The following is a 21048-nucleotide window of genomic DNA, read 5'->3' as shown; positions in this document are numbered from 1 at the left end:
AACGCAGGCGGGCTTCTTGCCGCCCTCGATCTCGATCACGAGGTGGTAGTTCACGCGCAAGCCGTCCGGCGGCACGTCCTCCGTTTCGGCGACGGTGACGCGGCCGCGCAATCGCGAACCGGCGGGCACCGGCGCCAGATAGCGGATCCGGTCCGCGCCGTAGTTGAGGGTGTTGCGCAGGCCCTTCAGGCCCATCACCGCGCGGATGAACATCGGCGCGAGCGCCAGCGACAGCAGTCCATGCGCGATGGTCTTGCCGCCCGGCATCTCCGCCTTCGCGCGCTCCTGGTCGACATGGATCCATTGCTCGTCGCAGGTCGCCTCCGCGAACTTGTCGATGCGATCCTGGGTGATCTCGATCCAGTCGCTGACCCCGATCTCGGTGCCGATTGCGGCCTTGATCTCGTTGAAGTCGCTGAATATCCGCATGACGACACCTGCTCAGATCTGCATTTCCGGGACCCTGTCGGGAATCGCGAGCTCGGCCTCCGTGACGGCCAAGACCTCGCCGACGCTCACGCCCGAGGCGGTCTCGATCAGCGTCGCCTTGCCGTCGGGGAAGCCGATCACCGCCATGTCGGTCACCACCAGGTTCACCGGCCGCGCCGAGGTCAGGGGCAGGTTGCACTGCTTGACGATCTTCGACTTGCCCTTGGCTGCGTGCTGCATGGCGACGATGACGCGCTTGGCGCCGCTGACGAGATCCATCGCGCCGCCCATGCCCGGCACCATCTTGCCCGGGATCATCCAGTTGGCGAGGTGGCCGTGCGCGTCGACCTGGAGGCCGCCGAGCACGGTGACGTCGACATGGCCGCCGCGGATCAGGCCGAACGACATCGCGCTGTCGAAGGTGGCGGCGCCCGGCAGCGCGCTGATCGGACGGCCCCCCGCGTCGGTGAGCAGGGGGTGCGACAATCCCTGTTCGGGGATCGGCCCGGTGCCGATCAGGCCGTTCTCCGACTGGAAGAACACCTTGAGGTCGGGCGGGACATAGTTGGCGACGAGGGTCGGAATGCCGATGCCGAGATTGACGAGGTTGCCGGGCTGAAGCTCCTGCGCGACGCGCCGGGCGATGATCTCCTGTGCGTCCATGGTTTCACCCGTTCGGATTGGTGATGAGATAATCGACCAGTGGCGCCGGGGTCACGACGTGGTCGGGCGCGATGACGCCGACGGGAACGATGTGCTCCGCGGTCACGATCACGGTATCGGCGGCCATCGCCATGACCGGATTGAAGTTGCGCGCGGTCAGCGCATAGGAGAGGTTGCCGAGATAGTCGGCGAGGAAGGCGTGCACCAGCGCGAACTGCGCCCGCAGCGCCGTCTCGAGCAGGAACGGCTTGCCGTCGACCTCGATCTGGCGCTTGCCTTCGGCGACCAGGGTGCCGACGCCCGTGGGCGTGAGCACGCCGCCGAGGCCGCAGCCGCCGGCGCGGATGCGCTCGGCGAAGGTGCCCTGCGGGATCAGATCGACGGCAACCTGTTTGGCCAGCATCTGCTGCTGCGCCTTCGGATTGAGGCCGATGTGGGTCGCGGTCAGGCGCGAGACCAGCGCCGCGTCGAACAGCTTGCCGACGCCCTTTCCGGGCGTCGCCGCGTCGTTGCTGATGATGGAGAGATCGGTCTTCTTCTGCCGGACGACCTCGTCGAGCAGGCGCTCCGGCGTTCCGACACCCATGAAGCCGCCGACCATGACGCTGGCGCCGGGTGGGATCATCGCGACGGCTTCTTCGACGGAAACGGCCCTCATGGTTGGAACTCCAGTTCGTCGATCGAATGTTGGCGAATGGGCAGGGCGCCCCATTGATCTGCGTCAAGGCTTTCCGTCATTCGCATCGCGAGCGGAAATGTCCACGCTCTGGAGCATCTCGCGCCACAGCCTGCGCACGTCGGCATGACGCCGTTCGAGGGCGGCGGTGACGGCGTCGCGATGCGGCACGAGGCTCTCGCCCTTCAGGAACAGGATCTGCGCCTGCAACAGCCGGCCGCTCTCGAATTCGATGCGCCGCAGCGCCACCACGAAAGGATCGTCCGCGTTGGCTTCCGTCGGCAGCAGGGCTGCCGGCCGGATGCCTGCATGGACGGCATGGGCGAGGGTTGCGAGATCGACGGCAAGCGCCAGGGAGTGATCCGGAATGCCCTCGACCGGCGTCGGAAACCAGGCGGCCTCCCAGGCGGCGGCCATGTAGGCGAGCGCGAAGTCCGGCGCCCAGCTCGTGGCGCGCATGAGCAGGGAGACGATCTCCGACTCGTTGTAGAACTGCGCGTTCAATTCGGTTTGCCAGGCGGACTCGAGCTTCACCGGCAGGGCAAACGCGAACCGCCGCGCCAGTGCGCCGTGGGCGGAGACGAGGAAGGCGGCGACGCGGGTCTGCTGTCGCGCCGGCACGCGGCCTTCCGAATCCAATGGGCCGAAGAATTCGCTCATAATTCGCTCATGGGGTCGCTCCCTGCACGGGGATGGCGCGCAGATGATCGAAGCCGGACGGAAACGGAATGAGCGCGCCGCCGGCATCGTCCGGTGCGATCCAGACCGCCTTGTTGCCTTGCCAGCGGCCGGCCATCACGTCCTCGGCGAAGCGCGCGAGCAGGTCCGCCGTCAGCGCCGGCTTCTCCAGCGTGAAGGCGTGATAGGCCCGCGGGATGATCACGAGCGAGCTGTCGGGAATCTGGACCCGCAAGGTCTCGTGCAGCGCGCGCGGCGTCAGGAAGTCGAATTCGCCGTTCAGGATCATCGTCGGCGTGGTGATCGACGACAGTTGCGGCGTCAGTGGCTGGAAGTCGAGGAACGATTCCATCAGGTTCTGCAGCGCATAGACGTCGTTGACCAGCCAGCCCTGCCGCTTCACCTGATCGAGCTTGTCCAGCACCGGTCCGAGCCATTGATCGCTGACGTTCATCGGCAGCAGCAGGTCCTGCAAGTAGCTGGTGCCGCCGAGCACCAGCGCGTTGCGGAGCGCATTGCCCAGCAGGAAGAGCTGTGGCGGCAGCTCCGCAAAGCAGCTCATCGGCACCAGGCCGGCAAGCCTCGTGCCGTGCGCGATCGCATAGCGCAGCGCGATCAGACCGCCGAAACTGATGCCGCTGAGGAATACCGGGCCGTCGCCGAGCTCGTCGATGAGGAGGCGCAGCGCCTCGACCTGATCGTCCTGATCGATGAACAGCGTCGGCTTGTCGGATGCGCCCTGGCCAAGCAGATCGAATGTTGCGACACGGAAGCGTCGCGCGACCAGCGCGTCGCGGTAGGCGGTCCACAACTCGGCGTATTGCGTCAGCCCGTTCACCAGCACATAGGCCGGGGCGTCCGCCGGCCCATCGAGCTCGTAACGGATCCGGTAAGAGCCGTGGGTCAGGAAGGGCATCGCGGGTATCCGGCAGGCAATTCTTTACCGATGATCCTCCCGCAGCAGAGTTCTGAGACCCTTGAGTTAAATCAAAGGATGCGCCGGCGCGGCTCCTAACTTCGACGACAATCAACCTCGGAGGAATGCACCATGATCGGGAGGCAAATCATGCGGCGGTACGTCTTGAGCCTGCTGGTTTTGCTGATCGGCACGTCGCTCGCCGTCGCCCAGCCCTTCACCCGCCGCTCGTCGCAGATGCAGCATGACGCGCTGAAGAAGACCTACGAGATCGCGAATTTCCGCCTCGGCGGCAAGTACGATCTCAACGATCCTTCCAAGTGGGAGAACGGCGGCGAGGGCGGCGTGACGCTGGAATCGCTCGGCGCCGGCAAGCTGAAGACCGCCTACATCGCGATCGGCAACGCCCGGCGCAACGCCGCCGGCGAGATCACCAACGCGGTCGTGATCAACTCCTACTATTCCGGCGACTCCACCGACATGTACGAGCAGTGGGTCAAGGGCGCGGCCCTGTCGGGCGGCGTTCCGGTCATCGGCCCGGGTCGGCCGATCGATACCGACCGCTACTACGTGATCATGGTCGATCCGCTCGGCACCTGGGGCGCCAGCAAGCCGTCCGACGGCCTCGGCATCAAGTTTCCGCAGTACAGCTACTACGACATGGTGCAGGCGAACTACCGCCTGCTGCGTGACGGCCTGAAGGTGGCACGCGTGGCGCTCGTCACCGGCGTCTCCATGGGCGGGACCCAAACCTATGTCTGGGGCGTCATGCATCCGGAATATGTCAGCGCGATCATGCCGATCGGCGGCACCACGCAGTCGGATGGCGATGACCCCGTCGGCAACTGGACCTTCCAGATGATGACGGCCGCGATCGAGTCCGATCCGGTTTGGCAGGCCACCAAGGGCGACTACTACAAGCTGCCCAAGGAGAAGCATCCGGTACCGGGCGTCGCCTACGGCTGGTCGATCCTGGGCATGACGGGCTACGACTTCGCCTATCGCACGACCCAGAGCTGGAAGGCGGTACAGCCGGAGATCTTCTACTGGGATCCGCCGAACGAGAAAGCCGGCCTGAACGTCACCAACCGCGCCAAGATCTATGACGCCGTCGATCTCGTCTGGCGCAACCGGGTCGGCGAGACCCACAACATCAATCCCTATCTCGGCCGCATCCGGGCGCGCACGCTGGTGATGCACATCACCAACGACCTGTGGCTGAACTTCAAGCTGGCCCAGAAGGCCGTCGATCGTGTGCCGGGCGCGGACCTCATCGCCGAGGAAAGCCCGGTCGCCCATTACGGCGTGTTCCCGCTGATCAACAACCGCAAGAACGATCCGAAGTTCGTTGCCTTCATGGACGACGTCGCGGCCCTCGATCGCGCGCAGAAGTTCGTCGACAAGAACTATCGCGTTCCCGGCGTTGCCGAGAACATCGATCCGAAGAAGTCGTTCTGGAAGGACTTCGTGACCTATCCCTATCCGGTCAAATATGCCGACGTGAAGGACGGAACCGGCAAGTCCTGGCAGATCGGGTACATGGACGAGTATGTCGGCACCGACAAGAATCCGAAGGTGCTGGTCATCATCCATGGCAAGGGTGCATTCGGCGGCATGTATAGCAACATCATGCAATATGCGCTGGGCAGCGGCCTGCGCGTGATCGTGCCCGACCTGCCGCACTACGGCATGTCCGGACCCGGCAATCTCGACAAGAGCCCGGCCCGCACCATGCAGGACATGCGCGACGTCGTGCATGAGCTCGTGGTCAACCAGCTCGGCGTCAAGCAGGCGTACTATCTCGGTCATTCGCTCGGCGGTCAGCTCGTGATGGGCTATGCTCTGACCTGGCCCGAAGCAGTGCAGGGATTAGCGCTCGAAGCGCCTGCCGGACTGGAGGAGTATCCGCGTGAAGTCGCGATCGCGAAGGACAAGAAGGCGGCGTTGTTTGACCCTTCTTTCGCCCGCGATTTCGACAAGTGGAAGGCGACCTGGGACCAGACCGGGATCCTCGCCGCCGAGATCGGCCGTTCCGAGCAGAACATCCGCGACTTCTTCTATTTCAAGAAGCGTGACCCCTCGACTGGCGTGCTCTCGGCGGCCAAGAGCGGCTACTTCTACAACGACAGTCCGGATGCCCGCTTCCATACCGAGCAGCGAGTTGGGCTGACCAAGGGCAACCCGAAGGAACTGGAGCAGTGGGCCAACGTCTTCATCTTCGACATCTATACGATGGTGGCGGAGCTGCAGCAGGACGACCCGAAAAACCTCTATGAACGGCTGACCCAGATCAAGGCGCCGATCTTCCTGGCGTTCGGCGACAAGGAGCCGTTCATTCCCGGTGCAGGTCTCAACGGACTGACGGACCTCGGCCGCGACGTCATCACGCCGTTCATGACGCGCATGACCAATGCGGGTAACCGACCGATGCTCAAGATCTATCCGGACACGGGACACTTCATCCATACCGACAACCCGGTGGAATATGCGGCCGATGTCGTGGACTTCGTGACCAGAGGAACGGTCGATACTAGTTCGCCGATGGGCACTGACCGGATGATCAAGGGGGCCGCGGTCTCGGCCCTGCCGGTGGCCCCGACGCCGCCCGGTGCGGCGCCCACGGCCGGCCTGAACAAATAGGGCGGGCCATGTCACGGGTGCAGGCGGGCGAGGTCCAGTTGGGCTGGCGGGAGTGGGGCAGAGGCGACGTTACCGTCGTCTTCATCCACGGCAATCTCGCCAGCAAGGACTGGATCGAACTCGCCGCACCGCTTTTTCCTTCCGGCCTGCGCGTGGTCGCAATCGACTGGCGCGGCTGCGGGGACAGCGACCGGCCGACACCGGCCGCGGACTATTCCAACTACTCCATGCAGCAGCACGCCCAGGACATGCTGGCGGCACTCGATGCGCTGGGAATCGGATTCTGCCATCTCGCCACCCATTCGACCGGCGGCATCATCGCCGCGCGGATGCTGCTGATGCAGCCGCAGCGGTTCGGTCGGGTGTTCGCGCTCGATCCGGTCACGCCGCTCGGCATGGCCTTCAATGCCGACCAGATCGGCCTGTTCCGCGCGATGATGGCGAGCAAGGAATTGACCAGGACGGTGATGGCGACCGCAGCCTCGTCGCTGTTCGTGCCCGAGAGCATGGCACCGAATGCGATTCCCCGATTCCGCGACGGGCTCGCGGAGATCCAGGCGCTGTTCGATCGGATCATCGAGCAGACGTTTGGCGTCTCCGAAGGCATCTGGATCGGCACGCCGGTCAATCTCACCCGGGAAAAGGAAAGCGGGGAGCTGGAGCGCCGGATGCCGGAGATACGCCATCCGCACCTCGTGCTGTGGGGCGAGTGCGACGGCTGGATTCCCCCGGCGGACCTCAGGACCATGGCGGCTTCCATGCCGGACTGCCGGCTGGTGGTCGTGCCCGGTATCGGTCATTCGATGAACCTGGAACTGCCGGCGCTCTATGCCGGTTATTTCGGCGCCTGGTTCGGGGGGCTTTCGAAATAGGCTGAGCATACCAGAGAGGAGCAACGCCATGGCTGACATCAATCCATCCGCCGAGAACGTCCGCGCGATGCTGACGGAGGCGCTCGGGCGCCTTCGCAAGGCCAATGCGGAGTATTTCGAACTCCTGGAGAAGGGCCTGGCCTCCTCGCCGTTGCCGGTCGCCGACCACGCCAAGCAGTTCTGCGCCTTCATGCAACGCAACGTCACCGCGACCTTCGACCTCGGCGACAAGCTGATCCAGGCCAAGGACATCCAGGATGCGCTCAAGCTGCAGTCCGAGTTCTTCCAGGGGCAGATGCAGACGCTGAGCGATCAGGCCCGCAGTATGGGCGAATCCGCCGTGAAGGCCGCGACGGGCGCGTTCACCCCGAGGATTTGACCGGCTATAAGGCCGGCGAGGGGCGGGCAGTGCGGCCGCCCTGGGGGAATCCATGGCGGTCGAATTTCTTGTCGGCTCAATCGTGGGCGTGATCGACATCATGATCCACGCGCTGGTGACCGTGGGCGCCATCGGCATCGCGCGCGCCGCCGGGCTGCGGCACACGGTACGGCCACGGCTGCACCTGATGGCTGTCATGGTCGCGTGCGCGGCCGCGCTGATGGTCGCGCATACTCTGGAGGTCCTGGTCTGGGCGCTGGTCTATGCGGTGGTCGGCGCCGCGCCCGCCGGCAGCGACCTCCTGTATTTCGCCTTCGTCAACTACACCACACTCGGCTATGGCGACATCACGCCGGTGCCGGAATGGCGGCTGCTGGGGCCGATGACCGCGATGAACGGCATCCTGATGTTCGGCTGGTCGACCGCGGTGCTGTTCGAGGTGCTACGGCGGACGATCGAACATCTCGCAGCGATCGGCGCTGCCGGCTTCAGCCCTGCAGATCGAGGCTCGTGAGCTGCGGACGGTCGAGCAGAACGATCTGGCGCTGGGTGTTGCCGAGGAAACCGATGATCCCGAGCTCGTGCAGCCGCGACAGCGCGCGGGACACCGTCTCCAGCGTCAGGCCGAGATAGTCGGCGATGTCGCGCCGGGACATCGGCAGCGCCATGACCTCGGTCGCTCTCATCCGCTTGTCCATCTCGAGCAGGAAGGCGGCGACCCGCTCCAGCGAGGTCTTGCGCCCGAGCAGCAGCATGTGGTCTTCCGCGTGCTGCAGGTTCTTCGTGGTCATGCGCAGCAGGTTCCTAGCCACCATGGCGTCGCTTTCGGCGACGGTCTCCAGGCTTTGCCGCCTGATCAGGCGGACGGTGGTGTCCACGACGGCTTCCGCCGTGAAGCGATGCGTGTTGCCGTTCTCCAGCCCGAAAATGTCGCCGGCGAGATGGAAGGCGCCGATCTGGCGGCGGCCGTCCGACAGCAGCTTGTAGCTGCGCACCGCACCGACCTTGACCTGGTAGACGTACTCGGCCGGCTCCTTCTCGCCGTAGATTTCGGTGCCTTTTCGGTAGGTGAATTCGTTCAGGCTGACGATCGGATTCGATTCGCTGGGCAGGCCCAGGTCGCCGAGCGTATGGGGGCGGTCCGCCAAAGCGGCGTTGACGCGAACAAACATGGGCCAACTCCGAAGAACGTCTCTGAGGTGGTTTGCCGATAGAAATATTTTCTCCGATAGAAATATTCTCTATCGTGGAAATGCGCCGCCGATCCCATTTCGCGCGTCCCTCACCTACGACGAAGGCAGCATCCTTCGCCATTGCCTCTAAGGCCATTGTACCAATGGACAGGGCGGAGAAATTTTGCATGCTATTGCTGCCTGCAGGCTGCCGTGGGTCTGGTCTGGACTCCCCCGTTTTGACCGTGGCGATTGAAGCATTGTTTCGTATTGGTATTTCGATCGAGAGATGACATTGCCCGGCCTCGTCCATGTGGTCGACGACGACGCTTCATTCCGGACGGCGATCGAGCGCCGCCTGAAGCTCTCGGGCTACGACGTCGCGACCTACGCGTCGGCACAGCATTTGCTCGACCGCCTGCGGGAGGGCGAGGCGCGTGGGTGCATCCTGCTCGACGTGCAGATACCCGGCTTGAGCGGTCCGGAGTTGCAGGGCCGCCTGAACGAGCGCGGCTCGACGCTGCCGATCGTATTCCTCACCGGACATGCCGACACTGCGACGACGGTGCGTACCATCAAGGCCGGCGCCGAGGACTTCCTGACCAAGCCCGTATCATCCGAGCAGTTGATCGACGCGATCGAGCGCGCGCTGGCGCGACAGGAGGCGGTGCTCAGCGAGCGCCGCAAGCTCGAATCGTCCCGGTCGCGGGTGGCATCGCTGACGCCGCGCGAGCGGCAGGTGTTCGACCTCATCGTGCGCGGCAAGATCAACAAGCAGATCGCCCACGAGATCGGGACGACCGAACGCACCGTGAAGGCGCATCGCCATCAGGTGATGGAAAAGACGCAGGTTGATTCAGTCGCGGAATTGGTCTTGATCGCGGAGCGGCTCGGATTGCTCGATGCGACAGGCGAAACGCGCGGCTAGTGGCGTCCTCGGCTACCGCTACGCGCGACCTGTCCAAAGGGACAATATGAATGCCTGTTGACAGCGTGCCCGGGAGAGCGCGCTATGGCCCGCCGCCGACGTGCCCGATAACCACAACAAATCAGAAGCGCGGTAGGTCGCAGGGCCGAAGATGGCTTTGCCGCCGAGGAAGGCCACAGGTGGGTCGCCGTGACGATACGAAAAGTCATTTTCGTCGTGGATGATGATCCCTCGATGCGCACGAGCATGAAGCGGCTGCTGCGGGAGCACGGCTTCACCGCCAGGCTGTTCGGCTCGGCCCGCGCGCTGCTCGATCATTCCGATTTCTCCGACGCGCTGTGCATCGTCCTGGACGTCAATCTGGACGACCAGTCCGGCATCGAGCTGCGCCGGCGTCTCACGGATCGCGGCGTCAAGACGCCGGTCGTCTACGTCACGGGAAACGACAGCCCCGCAAATCGCGCCGCCGCGCTGCAGTCGGGATGCATCGCCTATCTCACCAAGCCCTTTGCGGCGACGTCGTTGATCGAATCCATCGAGCGCGCGGGGGGGACTAGTACCTCGCTTCGCACGGCCTGGATCCCGGCCGTTGCCGCAAGCGGTCGTTCGGCAACGTGATGGCGCGGAATTCACTCGTCGATGTCCTGCTCGAAGGTCTGCGCCGGCGCGCCCTTGTGCGCCGGGCCGAACTGCGCAAGCGGAAGCGTCGTCGTGACCGCGAGGAGCTTGTTGTCGACGACCTCGAGCGTCAGCGCCTTGCCGGCCTCCATCTCCTTGATGATCCTGGGATCGGCGACATCGGCTGCAATGCAGGCGTTGCTGAGACACCAGGTATAGGGCATCCGCCAGGCCTTGCCATGATCGACGCTCAGTTTGGCCGGTACCTGCAGAAACATGCCGACAGGCACGAACAATTGCAGCCGCGCGACGCGCTCGCCCTCGCGCTCGATCAGGTCGAGCCGGACGGCGGTCTGGCCGGTCTCGTAGGTTCCGGTGATCGACGTCCTGCAGATCGTCTTGGTGCCAGCCGCCTTGAAGCAGAGCTTCTTCCAGTCGCCGTACTTGATGTCGTCCGTGGTGCGCTGTCCGCGCGGCGTGACCTCGGCCGTCGCCGGCATCGACGCGGCGGCCAGCAGAAGGGCGGCGGCAACGCTCTTCGCAGCAACCGCGGTCATCATCTCCTTGCCTGACCTCATGCCTGGCCTCCGGGCGTTGGTGTCTATTTGACCTGATCCAGGAACTTCGTCACCAGCGGCGACCAGATCGGGATCGAATCGCGCGAGCCGATGAAGAAATGACCGTCATTGCCGAACGGCGGCATCAGATGATATTCCGCCTTGCCGCCGCCGGCGGTGTAGGCCTCGTGCATCCGCTTCGACAGGGCGGGGCCGAAGAACGTGTCGTTCTCGATGTAGATCCAGAGCATCGGCACCCGCGCGGTACGGCCGAACTCGCCGGTCGTTTCGACGAGCTTGTCGGGCGCGCAATTGTTGTTCGGCTTGCCGTCGACCCGGCCGCCGCGGCCGGCGGCGAAGGTGATGATCGCCTTCACCTGCGGCGGGTTCACGCTCGACAGCGCGATTGCCGCCCAGCCGCCGGCGGATTGGCCGACCACGATGACGTCCTTCGGTGTGATGCGCTTCTCGGCGGCCATGTAGTCGATGATCCAGAGATCGACCTGCGCGACCGCAAGGCCGGCGCTGCGGAAATTGGGATTGCTGCACTTGCCGACCTTGGAGAAGAACGGTCCGTGGAGTCCGCGCTCGGGGATGTCGATGGCGGAGGCGCCGTAGCCGGTGCCGACCGGCGCGACCACGAGATAGCCCTGCCGCGCAAACCATTTGGCGGCGTCGCGGAATTCCACCAGCGGGAAGAAACCGCGGTCGGTCGGGTTGAGCGAGACGCCGTGGTTCATGATCACGAGCGGGAAGGGCCCGTCGCCGACCGGGCGCACCAGATAGGCGAACATCGGCAGCGGCAGGAGCAGCGCCCATATCTCCTCCTGGATACGAACGTCCTCGCCGCGCGCCGGCACTGCGGCTGCGGCAAGGAGGAGCAGCGCTGTCGCAATCGAGCGGAGACTTGTCCATGGCCTTGTCCATGTCCTTGGCATCGCGGCCTCCGTCATCCCGTGAAAGTGGCGGCCACGATGATCGGGCCGAGCACGGTCAGCACGACGTTGCCGACCGCATAAGGCACGGCGACGCCGAGCACCGGCGTCTGGCTCTCGGCGACCTCGCATGCGCCGGTCACGGCGGCATCGACCGTCATGGCGCCGGCGAGCGCGCCGCAGATGACGACCGGATTCATGTGCAGCACGTAACGGGCAAACAGGGTGGCAACGACGAGCGGCACCAGCGTGACCACCAGCCCCATGCCGACCAGAAGCAGACCATGCGCCTGGATCGCGACCATGGCGGAGTGGCCGTTGCCGAGCCCGATCGCCGCGATGAAGCCGCCGAGGCCGAGATCGCTCAGCGTCTGCTGCGCGGCAGGCGGCATCGCGCCCATGGTCGGCCGGCGCGAGCGCAGCCAGCCGCAGACGAGGCCCGCGATCAGCGCGCCGCCGCCGCCGCCGAGCGTCAGCGCGACGCCGCCGACCTTGACGCTGGCGAGGCCGGCGAGCAGACCGACGGCGATGCCGGCGGCAAGGAAGGCGATGTCGGTGCGGTCGCCGGAGCGCAGGATCTGGCCGACCTGGCCGGCGGCGCGCTCGATGTTGCGGCTGGTGCCGACCAGCGTCATGACGTCGCCGACATAGATGCGGGTATCCGCGCTCATGGGCACCTCGCGCCCCATTCGCGTCAGCGCGCGGAGGAAAACGCCGCGTGCGCTGCCGCCGACGCGCTCGACGATGTCCTGCAGCGAGCGGCCGTGGAGGTTGCGGTTGTCGACCAGCACGTCGATCACGTTGCCCGGCATCGCCTTCAGGATCTCGTCGGCGTCGATCTCGGTGCCGATCACGGGCTTGGCCGCAACGATCGCGGCGGTCCGGCCGGCGATCACGATGTCGTCGCCGGCTTCGAGCACGGTGTCGAGATGCGGCTCGATGTCGGCCCCCTGGCGCACGATCCGCTCGATCGCGGTGCGGCTGCCGATCGCGTCCTCGATCGACTTCACGGTACGCCCGGCCGCCGCCGTGACGCGATAGGCGCGCGCCTGGAATTTTTGATAGTGCAGGTTCTCGGTCTTCGGCGGCTCCCCGCCCGACAGCTCGATCTCGAGCTTCTTGGCCTCATCCTTGAGGTTCACCCCCATCAGCTTCGGCGCGACGAAGGGGACATAGAGCAGGGTCAGGATATAGCCGAGCACGTAGGTGACGGCGTAGCCGGCGGCGATGTTCGCCTCCTGCTGCTCCAGCAAGGCCTTCGGCAGTCCGAGCTGCGCCAGCGCGCCCGATGCCGTGCCGATCACCGAGGATTGCGTCAGCGCGCCGGCGGCAAGCCCGGAGGCCGTGCCGGGATCGAGCTTGAAGGCGAACGCGAAGGCCAGCACGATCAGGAGGCCGGTGCCGCCGAGAATCAGCGCCATGGCCACCTGGGCCAGCGTGCGGATGCTTAAGGAGGCAAAGAACTCCGGACCCGATTTGTAGCCGATCGTGAACACGAACAGGCTGAACAGGACGACCCTGAGCAGCGAGGGGAAGGTGAAGCTGCCGAGCTGGCCGATGAGGACGGAGACGATCAGGATGCAGGCCGTGGTGCCGACCGCGAAGCCGCGGATCCTGACCCGGCCCAGGATCGTGCCGATCGCAACCGCCAGGAGCAGGAAGATTTCCGGAGCGGTGGAAATGATCCATCTGATGGTGTCCATGGCCGCGATTCCCCCAGCGCTTCGTTCCCGAACCGATTTGAATCCTCAGGGCCGGCCGGAGGCTTGATTCAAATCAACCCTTTGCCGTGCGGGAGCGGCGTTTATTGATCCATGCCGGACCAGCCCACGTTCCGCACATGACCTCCCTGGATGCCGTCGGCCCGTTGTTGCGCCGCGAAGAGACGATTGCAGTCGCGCTTCTGCTGGCGTTCGGCGGCGGCTATCTCGACGCCTATACCTGGATCATCCATGGCGTGATGGCCAATGCCCAGACGGCCAATCTGGTGCTGCTATGGGTCCATGGATCGACGGGCGACTGGGCAGGCGCGCTTCACTTCGTGCCGCCGATGCTCGCCTTTGCGGTCGGCATCGTCATGGCGGCCTGGCTGCGCGGTGCCGCCGGCGAGCGCGCTGTCGCCATCAGTCTCCTCGTCGAAATCCTGCTGCTGGTCGCGGTCGCCATCCTGCACAATCGCCTGCCGGATGTTGCCGGTACGCTCGGCATTTCGTTCGTCGCCGCCATGCAGACCGCCGTCTTCAGCAGGGTCGAGGGCGTCGCCTACAGCTCGGTCATGATCACCGGCAACATGCGCCAGGCGATCGAGAACCTCTTTGCGGCGCTCGGCGGCGGCCCGCCGGGCGCGCTGCGCCGCTCCGGCATCTTTTCGGCCCTGTGCGTCATGTTCGGCATCGGCGCCGCGGTCGGCGCCGTCGCGACCGAGGTGACCCCGGAGCTGGCGCTCGCGCTCCCCGTGGTGGCCTTGCTGATCGTGCTGCTGCGCTGCGAAGCCGAACGCAGGAAGGCGCGACCATGACCAACGCCGATCCGCGCGCCGGCTGGATGCGCTTCTTTCCGCCCTTCGGCTGGCTCGCCGCGTACCGCGCCGCCTGGCTGCGGTCCGATGCGATCGCCGGCGTGACGCTGGCGGCCTATGCGATCCCGGTCTCGCTCGCCTATGCGGCCCTTGCCGGTCTGCCGCCTCAGATCGGCGTCTACGGCTACCTTCTCGGCGGCATCGGCTATGCCCTGCTGGGTACCTCGCGCCAGCTGGCGATCGGCCCGACCTCGGCGATCTCGCTGATGATCGCCGGCACCGTCGGTTCGCTCGCCGCAGGCGATCCGGTGCGCTACGGGCAAATCGCGAGCCTCGTCGCCTGCGCCGTGGCGGTGCTCTGCCTGATCTCCTGGCTGTTCAAGCTTTCCGCGCTCGTCCGCCTCGTCAGCGACAGCATTCTGGTCGGCTTCAAGGCGGGCGCCGGGCTCACCATCATCATGAGCCAGTTGCCGAGCCTGTTCGGCGTCGCCGGCGGCGGACGGAATTTCTTCGACCGCGCGATCCATCTGGCGGGCCAGCTCGGCGATGCGCATCCTCTGGTCCTGTCGGTCGGCGCCGTCGCGATCCTGCTCCTGCTGCTCGGCGAGCGGTTCCTGCCGGGACGGCCGGTCGCCATCGCCATCGTGGCGCTGTCGATCCTCCTTGCCAGCGTGGTTGGCTTCCCGTCGCTGGGCGTGCCCGTCACCGGCAGGATTCCCGAGGGGCTTCCGTCTCTTGCCTTCCCCGCCTTCGGATTGGTGGAGCCCGAGGAGCTGTTTCCGATCGCCGCCGGCTGCCTGCTGCTGGCCTATATCGAGGGCGTCTCCGCCGCGCGCAGTTTTGCCGCCAGGCACGGCTACGCCCTCGACGTGCGCCAGGAGTTCCTGGGACTGGGTGCCGCCAATCTCGCCGCCGCCTTCGGCCACGGCTACCCCGTGGCCGGCGGCCTGTCGCAATCGGCGGTCAACGACAATGCCGGCGCCCGCACGCCGCTTGCGCTTCTGATCTGCTCGCTCACGCTGGCGCTGTGTCTGTTGTTCTTCACGGGGCTCCTCACCAATCTGCCGAAGGCGGTGCTGGCGGCCATCGTTTTCACCGCCGTCTACCGGCTGGTCGATATCGCCGCGCTGCTGCGCATGTGGCGGGTCAGCCGGATCGATTTCCATGCCGCGTCGATTGCCTTGATCGCCGTGCTCCTGCTCGGCATCTTGCAGGGGGTGCTGCTGGCAGCCATCGCCTCCATCTTCCTGCTGCTGGCGCGCGCCTCGCAGCCGAACATCGCCTTCCTCGGCCGGCTGCCCGGCACCGGCCGCTACTCCGACAGCGCCAGACATGAGGGCGTGGAGCCGCTGATCGGCATCGTCGCCTTCCGTCCCGAGGCCTCGCTGCTCTACATCAACGCCGAGCCGATCCTCGATGCGGTGCTGAACGCACTGCAAAAAACGGCCGACATCAAGCTCGTCGTCTGCGATCTTTCGGCCTCGCCCTATATCGATCTCGCGGGCGCGCGCATGCTGCACGACCTCTATGACGCGCTTGCCGCCCGTCATGTGGCCCTCTGCATCGTCGGCGCCCATGCGCAGCTGCGCGACCTCTTGCAGGCTGAGGGACTCGCCGAGAAGACCGACAGCGCCCAATGGCTTCGGTCGCTGGACAGCGTCTTGGGCGACGGTCGAACAACGAACGCGTGACGCCGTTCTTTTTGCGTCGCGGGATGCGTGCATGAGGCCGGCACCGCACGTCGAGACCCCTTCGACCGTTGACTTGGATCAACGGAACGCGACGGACGCGCAGTAACGATTCACCATGATCTAGCCTCACGGATCGGGAGAGAGACATGTCCAAGGACGCCAAGCCCGCGCACAAGCGCATCGACCAGTTCTTCTCCGGCCCCGGGGCGCGCGCGGACGACTGGCGTGATCTGGTGGAAGCCGCGAAAGCCTGGGCGCACGGCGGCGAGCGCGCGAAATGCGATGCGGCGCTGGCCGATTTGTCCGTCACGGAAGAATATCACGGCTATCCCGGGCTGCACCTGATGGCGGCCCTGCGCGAAGCTGCTTCCGCCGGCGATGCGGCAACGTCATCGGCCCTGGCAACGCGGATCACGCAGGCCCTGACGACGCGATCCTTCCGGCACCACGCCGGAGACTGGAACGCCAACGACGAAGGCAACGGCGAAGCCCCCGACCTCTTGCCTCCGAGCTTCGGCTCGCATCCGGCCCGCCGGCCCTATTTCGAAACCCTGATCGTCACCGGCGTCTCGTCCAACAACTGGCCGGCGCTCGCCGCGGAGTGGCGCAAGCTGCGCCGACCGATCGACGGATTCATCTATGAGCCCGTCATCGTCGGCAGCCTCGAAGATGCGTTCTGCGCGACGATGCTCAATCCCAACATCGCCGCCGTGATCATCAACGAAGGCTTCGGCCTGCGCTCGCGTCACAATGCGCCGGTGCTGCGCTCGATGACGGCTGCGGCCGGCCTCAACGAGGAGTCCGACGCATCCGCGCTCCGGCTCGCCCACATCATCAAGCGGGTCCGTCCCGAGCTCGACATCTATCTGATGTCGAACCGCGACGTCGAGGAGATGGCCGGCAATCCCGAGGCCAGCGTCGTGCGCCGCATCTTCTATTCCGTCGAGGAGATACTGGAGCTGCATCTCTCGATCCTGGAAGGCATCCAGGACCGCTACGACACGCCGTTCTTCGACAATCTCAAGAAATACGCGCAGCGTCCGATCGGCACCTTCCACGCGCTGCCGATCGCTCGTGGCAAGGCGGTCTTCAAGTCGGACTGGATCCGCGACATGGGCGAGTTCTACGGCCCGAACCTGTTCCTGGCCGAGAGCAGCGCGACGACCGGCGGCCTCGACAGCATGCTGGAGCCGACCGGCAACATCAAGAAGGCACAGGAGAAGGCGGCCCGCGCGCTCGGCGCGGACCGCGTCTTCTTCGTCACCAACGGCACCTCGACCTCCAACAAGATGGCGGTGCAGGCGCTGCTCGCGCCGGGCGACATCGCCGTCGTCGACCGCAATTGCCACAAGTCGCATCATTACGGCATGGTGCTGGCCGGCGCGCAGCCGCTCTACGTCGAAGCGTTCCCGATGACGGAATACTCGATGTACGGCGCGGTTCCGCTCAGGACGATCAAGCAGGCGCTGCTCGCCGCCAGGGCCGACGGCCGGCTCGACCGCGTCAAGATGCTCGATCTCACCAACTGCACCTTCGACGGCCACATCTACAATACGCGTCGGGTGATGGAGGAATGCCTCGCGATCAAGCCCGACCTGATCTTCCTGTGGGACGAAGCCTGGTTCGGCTTCGCGCGGTTCTCGCCGTTCCTGCGGCGGCGCACGGGTCTCGGCGCGGCCAACGAGATCGAGGCCTGGATGCATGATCCGAAGTCGGTCGCGGCCTATGAGAAGCAGCAGGCCGAGCTCGGCAAGAATCCCTCCGACGAAGTCCTGCTCAAGACCCGGCTCATTCCCGATCCCCGGAAGATCCGCCTGCGGGTCTACCAGACCAACTCGACCCACAAGTCGATGTCGGCGATCCGCCAGGGCTCCATGCTCGCGGTCAAGGACATCGAGTTCCACACGGTCGAGCAGCAGTTCAAGGAAGCGGTTTTCACCCATGCCTCGACCAGCCCCAACCAGCAGCTCATCGCGAGCCTCGACGTCTCGCGACGCCAGATGGAGCTGGAAGGGTACGGTCTCGTCGCCAATGCGATGGAGATCGCGCTCGCCATCCGCCAGGCGGTCAACAACAATCCGCTGATCTCGAAATATTTCCGCGTTCTGGGGGCGGACGCCATGGTGCCCGCGCAATATCGCCAGAGCGGCTTCACCGACTATCTCGCTCCCGGCGTCAACTGGGCGAACACCCTGAAGAGCCTGGATGACGACGAGTTCTGCCTCGATCCGACCCGCATGACGCTGGTCTGCGGCACCGCAGGCTTCGACGGCACGCAGTTCAAGGGCATTCTGGCGAGCGAGTACAACATCCAGGTCAACAAGACCTCGCGCAACTCGGTCCTGGTGCAGTCCAACATCAACAACACCCGCAGCGACGTCGCGCATCTCGTCCGGGTGCTGGCCGAGATCGCGGGTGAGGTCGATCGCGGCCTCGCGCAAGGCGGCGCCAACGCAAGGAAGACCTTCGAGGCCCGGGTCCACAGCCTGATGAAGGACGTGCCCGACCTGCCGAACTTCTCGCATTTCCACCCGAGCTTTCGCGGGGATGCCGGTACCAAGACCAACGAAGGTGACATCCGCTCGGGCTTCTATGCCGCCTACGACGCGCCCGGCTGCGAATTCATCCGCCTCAACGATCCCGAGATCGACCGGCGGCTGAAGGCCGGTCCCGAGCTCGTCTCCGCCAGTTTCGTGATCCCGTATCCGCCGGGCTTTCCGATCATGGTGCCGGGGCAGGTGATCACCCAGGAGACCATCGACTTCATGCGCAAGCTCGATGTGAAGGAGATTCACGGTTACGACGCCAGGGAGGGCCTCAAGCTCGTGCGCGCGGAAGCCTTGGCGAAGATCGGCAAACCAAAGCCCGGCGCATCGCCGAAGGCCAAGGCCACGTCATAAGGGGGAACGAACATGCAAGGCTTCTTCACGTTCCTGCAGCAGAATCCGTATCTGCTGCTGTTCTTCGTCGTCGGCCTCGCCGTCTGGATCGGCCGGGCCAGCATCAAGGGCTATGGTCTCGGCATGGTCGCCGGCGCCATCGTGGTCGGCGCGGGCGTCTCGGTCTGGGCGTCGAGCTACGGCGTCAAGCTCGAGCTCAACAATTTCGCCAAGAGCCTGTTCTACTACCTCTTCATGTACGGCGTCGGCCTGCGCGTCGGGCCGTCCTTCATCAACAGCCTGAGGGGCGACGGCGTCAAATTCCTGATCCTCGCGGTCATATCGAGCGTCCTGGGCCTCACGCTCGTCGTCCTCGGGGCCAAGCTGTTTGCCCTGCCGACCGGCGCCGCCGGCGGCATGCTGGCGGGCTCGCAGACCATGTCGGCCGCGATCGGCTCGGCCGAGCAGGCGATCACCTCGGGCGTGGTCAAGCTGCCCGAGGGCATGAAGCCCGAGGACGCCACCGGCATGATCGCGCTGTCCTACGGCATCACCTATATCTGGGGAACCGTCGGCATCATCCTGATCTGCAAATACCTGCCGCGCTGGTGGGGCGTCGACGCGAGAGCGGCGGCCAAGCAGTATGAGGAGGAGTTCGGCGTCAGGGACCTCGAAGGCGGCGGTCTCACCGGCTTTCGCCAGTTCGGGCTGCGGGCCTACCGGCTGGAGAATGCGGCCCAGGTCGGGCAGAGCATCGCGGGCTTCCGCAAGGCCAATCCCGAATACCGCATCGTCAACGTGGCGCGCGGCGGCGAGGTCCTGGGCGCCGATCCCGACCTCGTGCTGCAGAAGGGCGACGTCGTCGCGCTCGGCGGCTCGACCGAGCATCTGACCGACAAGATGGGACTGATCGGCCCCGAGGTTGCCGATCCCAAGGCGCTCGGAATTCCGCTCGATCAGGCCGAGATCCTCGTCACCAACAAGGACGTGGTCGGGCGCACCTTCGAATCGTTCCGCGGGGAAGCCGTCGCCGGCCAGCTTCAGGTCACCAAGCTCGAACGCGGCGGCGTGCCGATCCCGGCGGGTCTCAAGACCGAACTGCAGCGGATGGACATCATCTCCGTCGTCGGCCTGAAGTCGGCGGTCAACGACCTTGCCGCCTTGTGGGGCCGCGTCGCGCGGACCAATACGTCCACCGACCTCTTGACGCTGTCGGCCGGCATGATCCTCGGCTTCCTGATCGGCCGGATCGAATTTCCGGCCTTCGGCGCCAAGGTCGGTCTCGGCAATGCCGGCGGCCTGTTGCTGTCGGGCGTGATCATCTCGTCCATCGTGTCGCGGTTGCGATTCTTCGGCAACACGCCGAACGCGGCGCGCAACGTGCTGGAGGATCTCGGCCTCGTCGTCTTCGTGGCCATCGTCGGCGTCAATGCCGGCGCCGGCCTGCTGGCGCAGCTCACCGGTGCGGTGGCGCTGAAGATCTTTATCGTCGGGTTCATTGCGTGTACGATCCCGCCGTTCATCGTCTGGGCGATCGGCTTCCATGTCTTCAAGATCAATCCGGCGGTGCTGATGGGCGGTGTTGCCGGCGCGAGGTCGCACTCCGGTCCGTGCCGCGAGGCCGCGGTGGAAATCCAGAGCACCGTGCCCTGGATCGGATTCCCGGTCGGCTACGCCGTCTCGGGTATCCTGCTCACCGTGTTCGGCTATTTCGCGATGATCCTGGCTCAGTAAAGATCTTGGCTCAGTAAATCAGTGTGACCACACAGGGGAAAGAACTCATGAGAAAGATTGCTACGCGCCTCGCTCTCGCCGCTCTGCTCGCCGGCATCGCCGGCTTCAGCACGCCATCGCGCGCCGAAACCGGTCAAGTCGCCATCGTCTTCACCAAGGGCGGGTTCATCGTCGGCGTCGGCGGCGGCGAGGGCGTCCTGCTGTATCGAGGCCACAAATATCCCTTCACCGTCTCCGGCATGAGCGTCGGCTTCACGGTCGGAGCCTCCACCACCAAGTTCGTCGGCCGCGCGCTCAATCTGAGGGGGCCGTCCTCGATCGAGGGCTCCTACGCGGCGGGCGGAGCAGGCGGCGCGGTGGCCGCGGGCGCCGGAGCCGTTCAGCTGCAGAACGCCAATGGCGTGATCCTGCAGCTCAGCGGTCCCAAGGTCGGTGCGGAGGTATCGGCTGCGGTCGGCGGCGTGACGATCCGGCTGAAATAGGCCGGAAAGACGGAGACGAAACGGGCCGCGCGGGTACGCGGCCTGTTTCCGTTCAGCCGCCCCAGGAAATCGTGATGCCGATGTCGCCGGGGACGCCGCCCGGGAACTCGATGATCTGATAGGCGATGCGATAGCCGCGCGGCTTCAGGTAGTCGGTCCAGAGCTGGAAGATTTCCTTTGGGATTCCGGTCAGCGTGTTTTCCCAGCCCGCTTCCTGCTGATTGATGGCGCGGCCCTTGTCGGTGCACAGCGTGTTGGGGAAACGATAGACCTGGACCTCC

20 protein-coding genes and 1 pseudogene are annotated in these 21048 nt (G+C 65.5%); 11 read left to right on the top strand and 10 right to left on the bottom strand.

Annotated features, from left to right (window positions below):
* The 5 genes from KGM94_RS11855 to KGM94_RS11835 form a co-directional block, all read right to left on the bottom strand.
* Positions 1 to 429 (bottom strand): MaoC family dehydratase (locus KGM94_RS11855; RefSeq protein ID WP_300258808.1); only part of this gene is annotated, 429 nt, incomplete at its 3' end.
* A gap of 12 nt (positions 430 to 441) precedes the next feature.
* On the bottom strand, positions 442 to 1092 hold the full coding sequence (locus KGM94_RS11850) for a 3-oxoacid CoA-transferase subunit B (protein ID WP_300258804.1): 651 nt from the start codon (positions 1090 to 1092) through the stop codon (positions 442 to 444).
* Positions 1093 to 1096: 4 nt separating this feature from the next.
* Complete coding sequence (locus KGM94_RS11845) at positions 1097 to 1750, bottom strand: CoA transferase subunit A (protein ID WP_300258801.1); 654 nt, start codon at positions 1748 to 1750, stop codon at positions 1097 to 1099.
* Between the two features lie 63 nt (positions 1751 to 1813).
* Positions 1814 to 2428: a hypothetical protein gene (locus tag KGM94_RS11840; protein WP_300258798.1), complete on the bottom strand. Its 615-nt coding sequence runs from the start codon at positions 2426 to 2428 to the stop codon at positions 1814 to 1816.
* Positions 2429 to 2435: 7 nt separating this feature from the next.
* Positions 2436 to 3362, bottom strand: coding sequence for an alpha/beta hydrolase (locus KGM94_RS11835; protein WP_300258795.1), 927 nt, complete (start codon positions 3360 to 3362; stop codon positions 2436 to 2438).
* 132 nt (positions 3363 to 3494) lie between these two features.
* Here KGM94_RS11835 and KGM94_RS11830 point away from each other — a divergent pair, with 132 nt between their 5' ends.
* From KGM94_RS11830 to KGM94_RS11815, 4 genes are read left to right on the top strand one after another with little or no spacing between them, the layout of a single operon-like run.
* Positions 3495 to 6002 (top strand): alpha/beta hydrolase, encoded by a 2508-nt coding sequence (locus KGM94_RS11830; protein ID WP_300258792.1) that lies wholly within the window; start codon positions 3495 to 3497, stop codon positions 6000 to 6002.
* An 8-nt stretch (positions 6003 to 6010) separates the two neighbouring features.
* The gene (locus tag KGM94_RS11825) at positions 6011 to 6874 is read left to right on the top strand and encodes an alpha/beta hydrolase (RefSeq protein ID WP_300258789.1); all 864 of its coding nucleotides are present in this window, start codon (positions 6011 to 6013) and stop codon (positions 6872 to 6874) included.
* Positions 6875 to 6902: 28 nt separating this feature from the next.
* Positions 6903 to 7253, top strand: coding sequence for a phasin (locus KGM94_RS11820; protein ID WP_300258786.1), 351 nt, complete (start codon positions 6903 to 6905; stop codon positions 7251 to 7253).
* Between the two features lie 52 nt (positions 7254 to 7305).
* Entirely contained in the window at positions 7306 to 7767 is a 462-nt protein-coding gene (locus KGM94_RS11815; protein ID WP_300258783.1) for a potassium channel family protein, read from the top strand.
* Here the strand turns inward: KGM94_RS11815 and KGM94_RS11810 are convergent.
* A complete protein-coding gene (locus KGM94_RS11810; RefSeq protein ID WP_300258780.1) occupies positions 7742 to 8425 on the bottom strand; it encodes a helix-turn-helix domain-containing protein in 684 nt (227 codons plus the stop codon). The two genes, KGM94_RS11815 and KGM94_RS11810, sit on opposite strands and share 26 nt — an antisense overlap.
* A gap of 295 nt (positions 8426 to 8720) precedes the next feature.
* Here KGM94_RS11810 and KGM94_RS11805 point away from each other — a divergent pair, with 295 nt between their 5' ends.
* Both KGM94_RS11805 and KGM94_RS11800 read left to right on the top strand, forming a co-directional pair.
* The gene (locus KGM94_RS11805) at positions 8721 to 9353 is read left to right on the top strand and encodes a response regulator (protein WP_300258811.1); all 633 of its coding nucleotides are present in this window, start codon (positions 8721 to 8723) and stop codon (positions 9351 to 9353) included.
* A 189-nt stretch (positions 9354 to 9542) separates the two neighbouring features.
* The gene (locus KGM94_RS11800; RefSeq protein WP_300258778.1) at positions 9543 to 9971 is read left to right on the top strand and encodes a response regulator; all 429 of its coding nucleotides are present in this window, start codon (positions 9543 to 9545) and stop codon (positions 9969 to 9971) included.
* An 11-nt stretch (positions 9972 to 9982) separates the two neighbouring features.
* Here the strand turns inward: KGM94_RS11800 and KGM94_RS11795 are convergent, their stop codons facing one another.
* From KGM94_RS11795 to KGM94_RS11785, 3 genes are read right to left on the bottom strand one after another with little or no spacing between them, the layout of a single operon-like run.
* Positions 9983 to 10549 carry an invasion associated locus B family protein gene (locus tag KGM94_RS11795; protein WP_300258776.1) on the bottom strand — a complete coding sequence of 189 codons (567 nt, stop codon included), beginning with the start codon at positions 10547 to 10549 and terminating at the stop codon, positions 9983 to 9985.
* 23 nt (positions 10550 to 10572) lie between these two features.
* Entirely contained in the window at positions 10573 to 11466 is an 894-nt protein-coding gene (locus KGM94_RS11790; RefSeq protein ID WP_300258773.1) for a dienelactone hydrolase family protein, read from the bottom strand.
* A gap of 11 nt (positions 11467 to 11477) precedes the next feature.
* Positions 11478 to 13166, bottom strand: a complete 1689-nt coding sequence (locus KGM94_RS11785; RefSeq protein WP_300258770.1) for a TrkA C-terminal domain-containing protein — start codon at positions 13164 to 13166, stop codon at positions 11478 to 11480.
* Between the two features lie 137 nt (positions 13167 to 13303).
* On the opposite strand from KGM94_RS11785, the gene KGM94_RS11780 reads away from it, so the two are divergent.
* The 5 genes from KGM94_RS11780 to KGM94_RS11760 all read left to right on the top strand — a co-directional run bounded on the left by KGM94_RS11780 (position 13304) and on the right by KGM94_RS11760 (position 20767).
* Positions 13304 to 13981, top strand: coding sequence for a YoaK family protein (locus KGM94_RS11780; RefSeq protein ID WP_300258767.1), 678 nt, complete (start codon positions 13304 to 13306; stop codon positions 13979 to 13981).
* On the top strand, positions 13978 to 15672 hold the full coding sequence (locus tag KGM94_RS11775; protein ID WP_300258764.1) for a SulP family inorganic anion transporter: 1695 nt from the start codon (positions 13978 to 13980) through the stop codon (positions 15670 to 15672). Before KGM94_RS11780 ends, KGM94_RS11775 begins: the two co-directional genes overlap by 4 nt.
* Before the next feature lie 146 nt (positions 15673 to 15818).
* Positions 15819 to 18572: a decarboxylase gene (locus tag KGM94_RS11770; protein WP_300258760.1), complete on the top strand. Its 2754-nt coding sequence runs from the start codon at positions 15819 to 15821 to the stop codon at positions 18570 to 18572.
* Between the two features lie 12 nt (positions 18573 to 18584).
* Complete coding sequence (locus KGM94_RS11765) at positions 18585 to 20285, top strand: TrkA C-terminal domain-containing protein (RefSeq protein WP_300258758.1); 1701 nt, start codon at positions 18585 to 18587, stop codon at positions 20283 to 20285.
* A 47-nt stretch (positions 20286 to 20332) separates the two neighbouring features.
* A complete protein-coding gene (locus tag KGM94_RS11760; protein ID WP_300258755.1) occupies positions 20333 to 20767 on the top strand; it encodes a hypothetical protein in 435 nt (144 codons plus the stop codon).
* Between the two features lie 52 nt (positions 20768 to 20819).
* Here the strand turns inward: KGM94_RS11760 and KGM94_RS11755 are convergent.
* Positions 20820 to 21048: pseudogene (locus tag KGM94_RS11755) on the bottom strand (hypothetical protein); the annotation flags it as partial.

This window comes from Bradyrhizobium sp. (genome assembly GCF_028868675.1).
In the GTDB taxonomy this organism is placed as follows: domain Bacteria; phylum Pseudomonadota; class Alphaproteobacteria; order Rhizobiales; family Xanthobacteraceae; genus Bradyrhizobium.
The sequence above is the reverse complement of the archived record's forward strand: the minus strand, read 5'-3'. Positions and strand labels throughout refer to the sequence as shown.

What these genes read in the sequence shown, in the direction of transcription:
- KGM94_RS11765 (WP_300258758.1), top strand. Translation starts at nt 18,585, where the DNA reads ATGCAAGGCTTCTTCACGTTCCTGCAGCAGAATCCGTATCTGCTGCTG.
- KGM94_RS11830 (WP_300258792.1), top strand. Translation starts at nt 3,495, where the DNA reads ATGATCGGGAGGCAAATCATGCGGCGGTACGTCTTGAGCCTGCTGGTT.
- KGM94_RS11835 (WP_300258795.1), bottom strand. Translation starts at nt 3,362, where the DNA reads ATGCCCTTCCTGACCCACGGCTCTTACCGGATCCGTTACGAGCTCGAT.
- KGM94_RS11845 (WP_300258801.1), bottom strand. Translation starts at nt 1,750, where the DNA reads ATGAGGGCCGTTTCCGTCGAAGAAGCCGTCGCGATGATCCCACCCGGC.
- KGM94_RS11825 (WP_300258789.1), top strand. Translation starts at nt 6,011, where the DNA reads ATGTCACGGGTGCAGGCGGGCGAGGTCCAGTTGGGCTGGCGGGAGTGG.
- KGM94_RS11785 (WP_300258770.1), bottom strand. Translation starts at nt 13,166, where the DNA reads ATGGACACCATCAGATGGATCATTTCCACCGCTCCGGAAATCTTCCTG.
- KGM94_RS11775 (WP_300258764.1), top strand. Translation starts at nt 13,978, where the DNA reads ATGACCAACGCCGATCCGCGCGCCGGCTGGATGCGCTTCTTTCCGCCC.
- KGM94_RS11820 (WP_300258786.1), top strand. Translation starts at nt 6,903, where the DNA reads ATGGCTGACATCAATCCATCCGCCGAGAACGTCCGCGCGATGCTGACG.
- KGM94_RS11810 (WP_300258780.1), bottom strand. Translation starts at nt 8,425, where the DNA reads ATGTTTGTTCGCGTCAACGCCGCTTTGGCGGACCGCCCCCATACGCTC.
- KGM94_RS11770 (WP_300258760.1), top strand. Translation starts at nt 15,819, where the DNA reads ATGTCCAAGGACGCCAAGCCCGCGCACAAGCGCATCGACCAGTTCTTC.
- KGM94_RS11840 (WP_300258798.1), bottom strand. Translation starts at nt 2,428, where the DNA reads ATGAGCGAATTCTTCGGCCCATTGGATTCGGAAGGCCGCGTGCCGGCG.
- KGM94_RS11795 (WP_300258776.1), bottom strand. Translation starts at nt 10,549, where the DNA reads ATGAGGTCAGGCAAGGAGATGATGACCGCGGTTGCTGCGAAGAGCGTT.
- KGM94_RS11815 (WP_300258783.1), top strand. Translation starts at nt 7,306, where the DNA reads ATGGCGGTCGAATTTCTTGTCGGCTCAATCGTGGGCGTGATCGACATC.
- KGM94_RS11780 (WP_300258767.1), top strand. Translation starts at nt 13,304, where the DNA reads ATGACCTCCCTGGATGCCGTCGGCCCGTTGTTGCGCCGCGAAGAGACG.
- KGM94_RS11850 (WP_300258804.1), bottom strand. Translation starts at nt 1,092, where the DNA reads ATGGACGCACAGGAGATCATCGCCCGGCGCGTCGCGCAGGAGCTTCAG.
- KGM94_RS11790 (WP_300258773.1), bottom strand. Translation starts at nt 11,466, where the DNA reads ATGCCAAGGACATGGACAAGGCCATGGACAAGTCTCCGCTCGATTGCG.
- KGM94_RS11760 (WP_300258755.1), top strand. Translation starts at nt 20,333, where the DNA reads ATGAGAAAGATTGCTACGCGCCTCGCTCTCGCCGCTCTGCTCGCCGGC.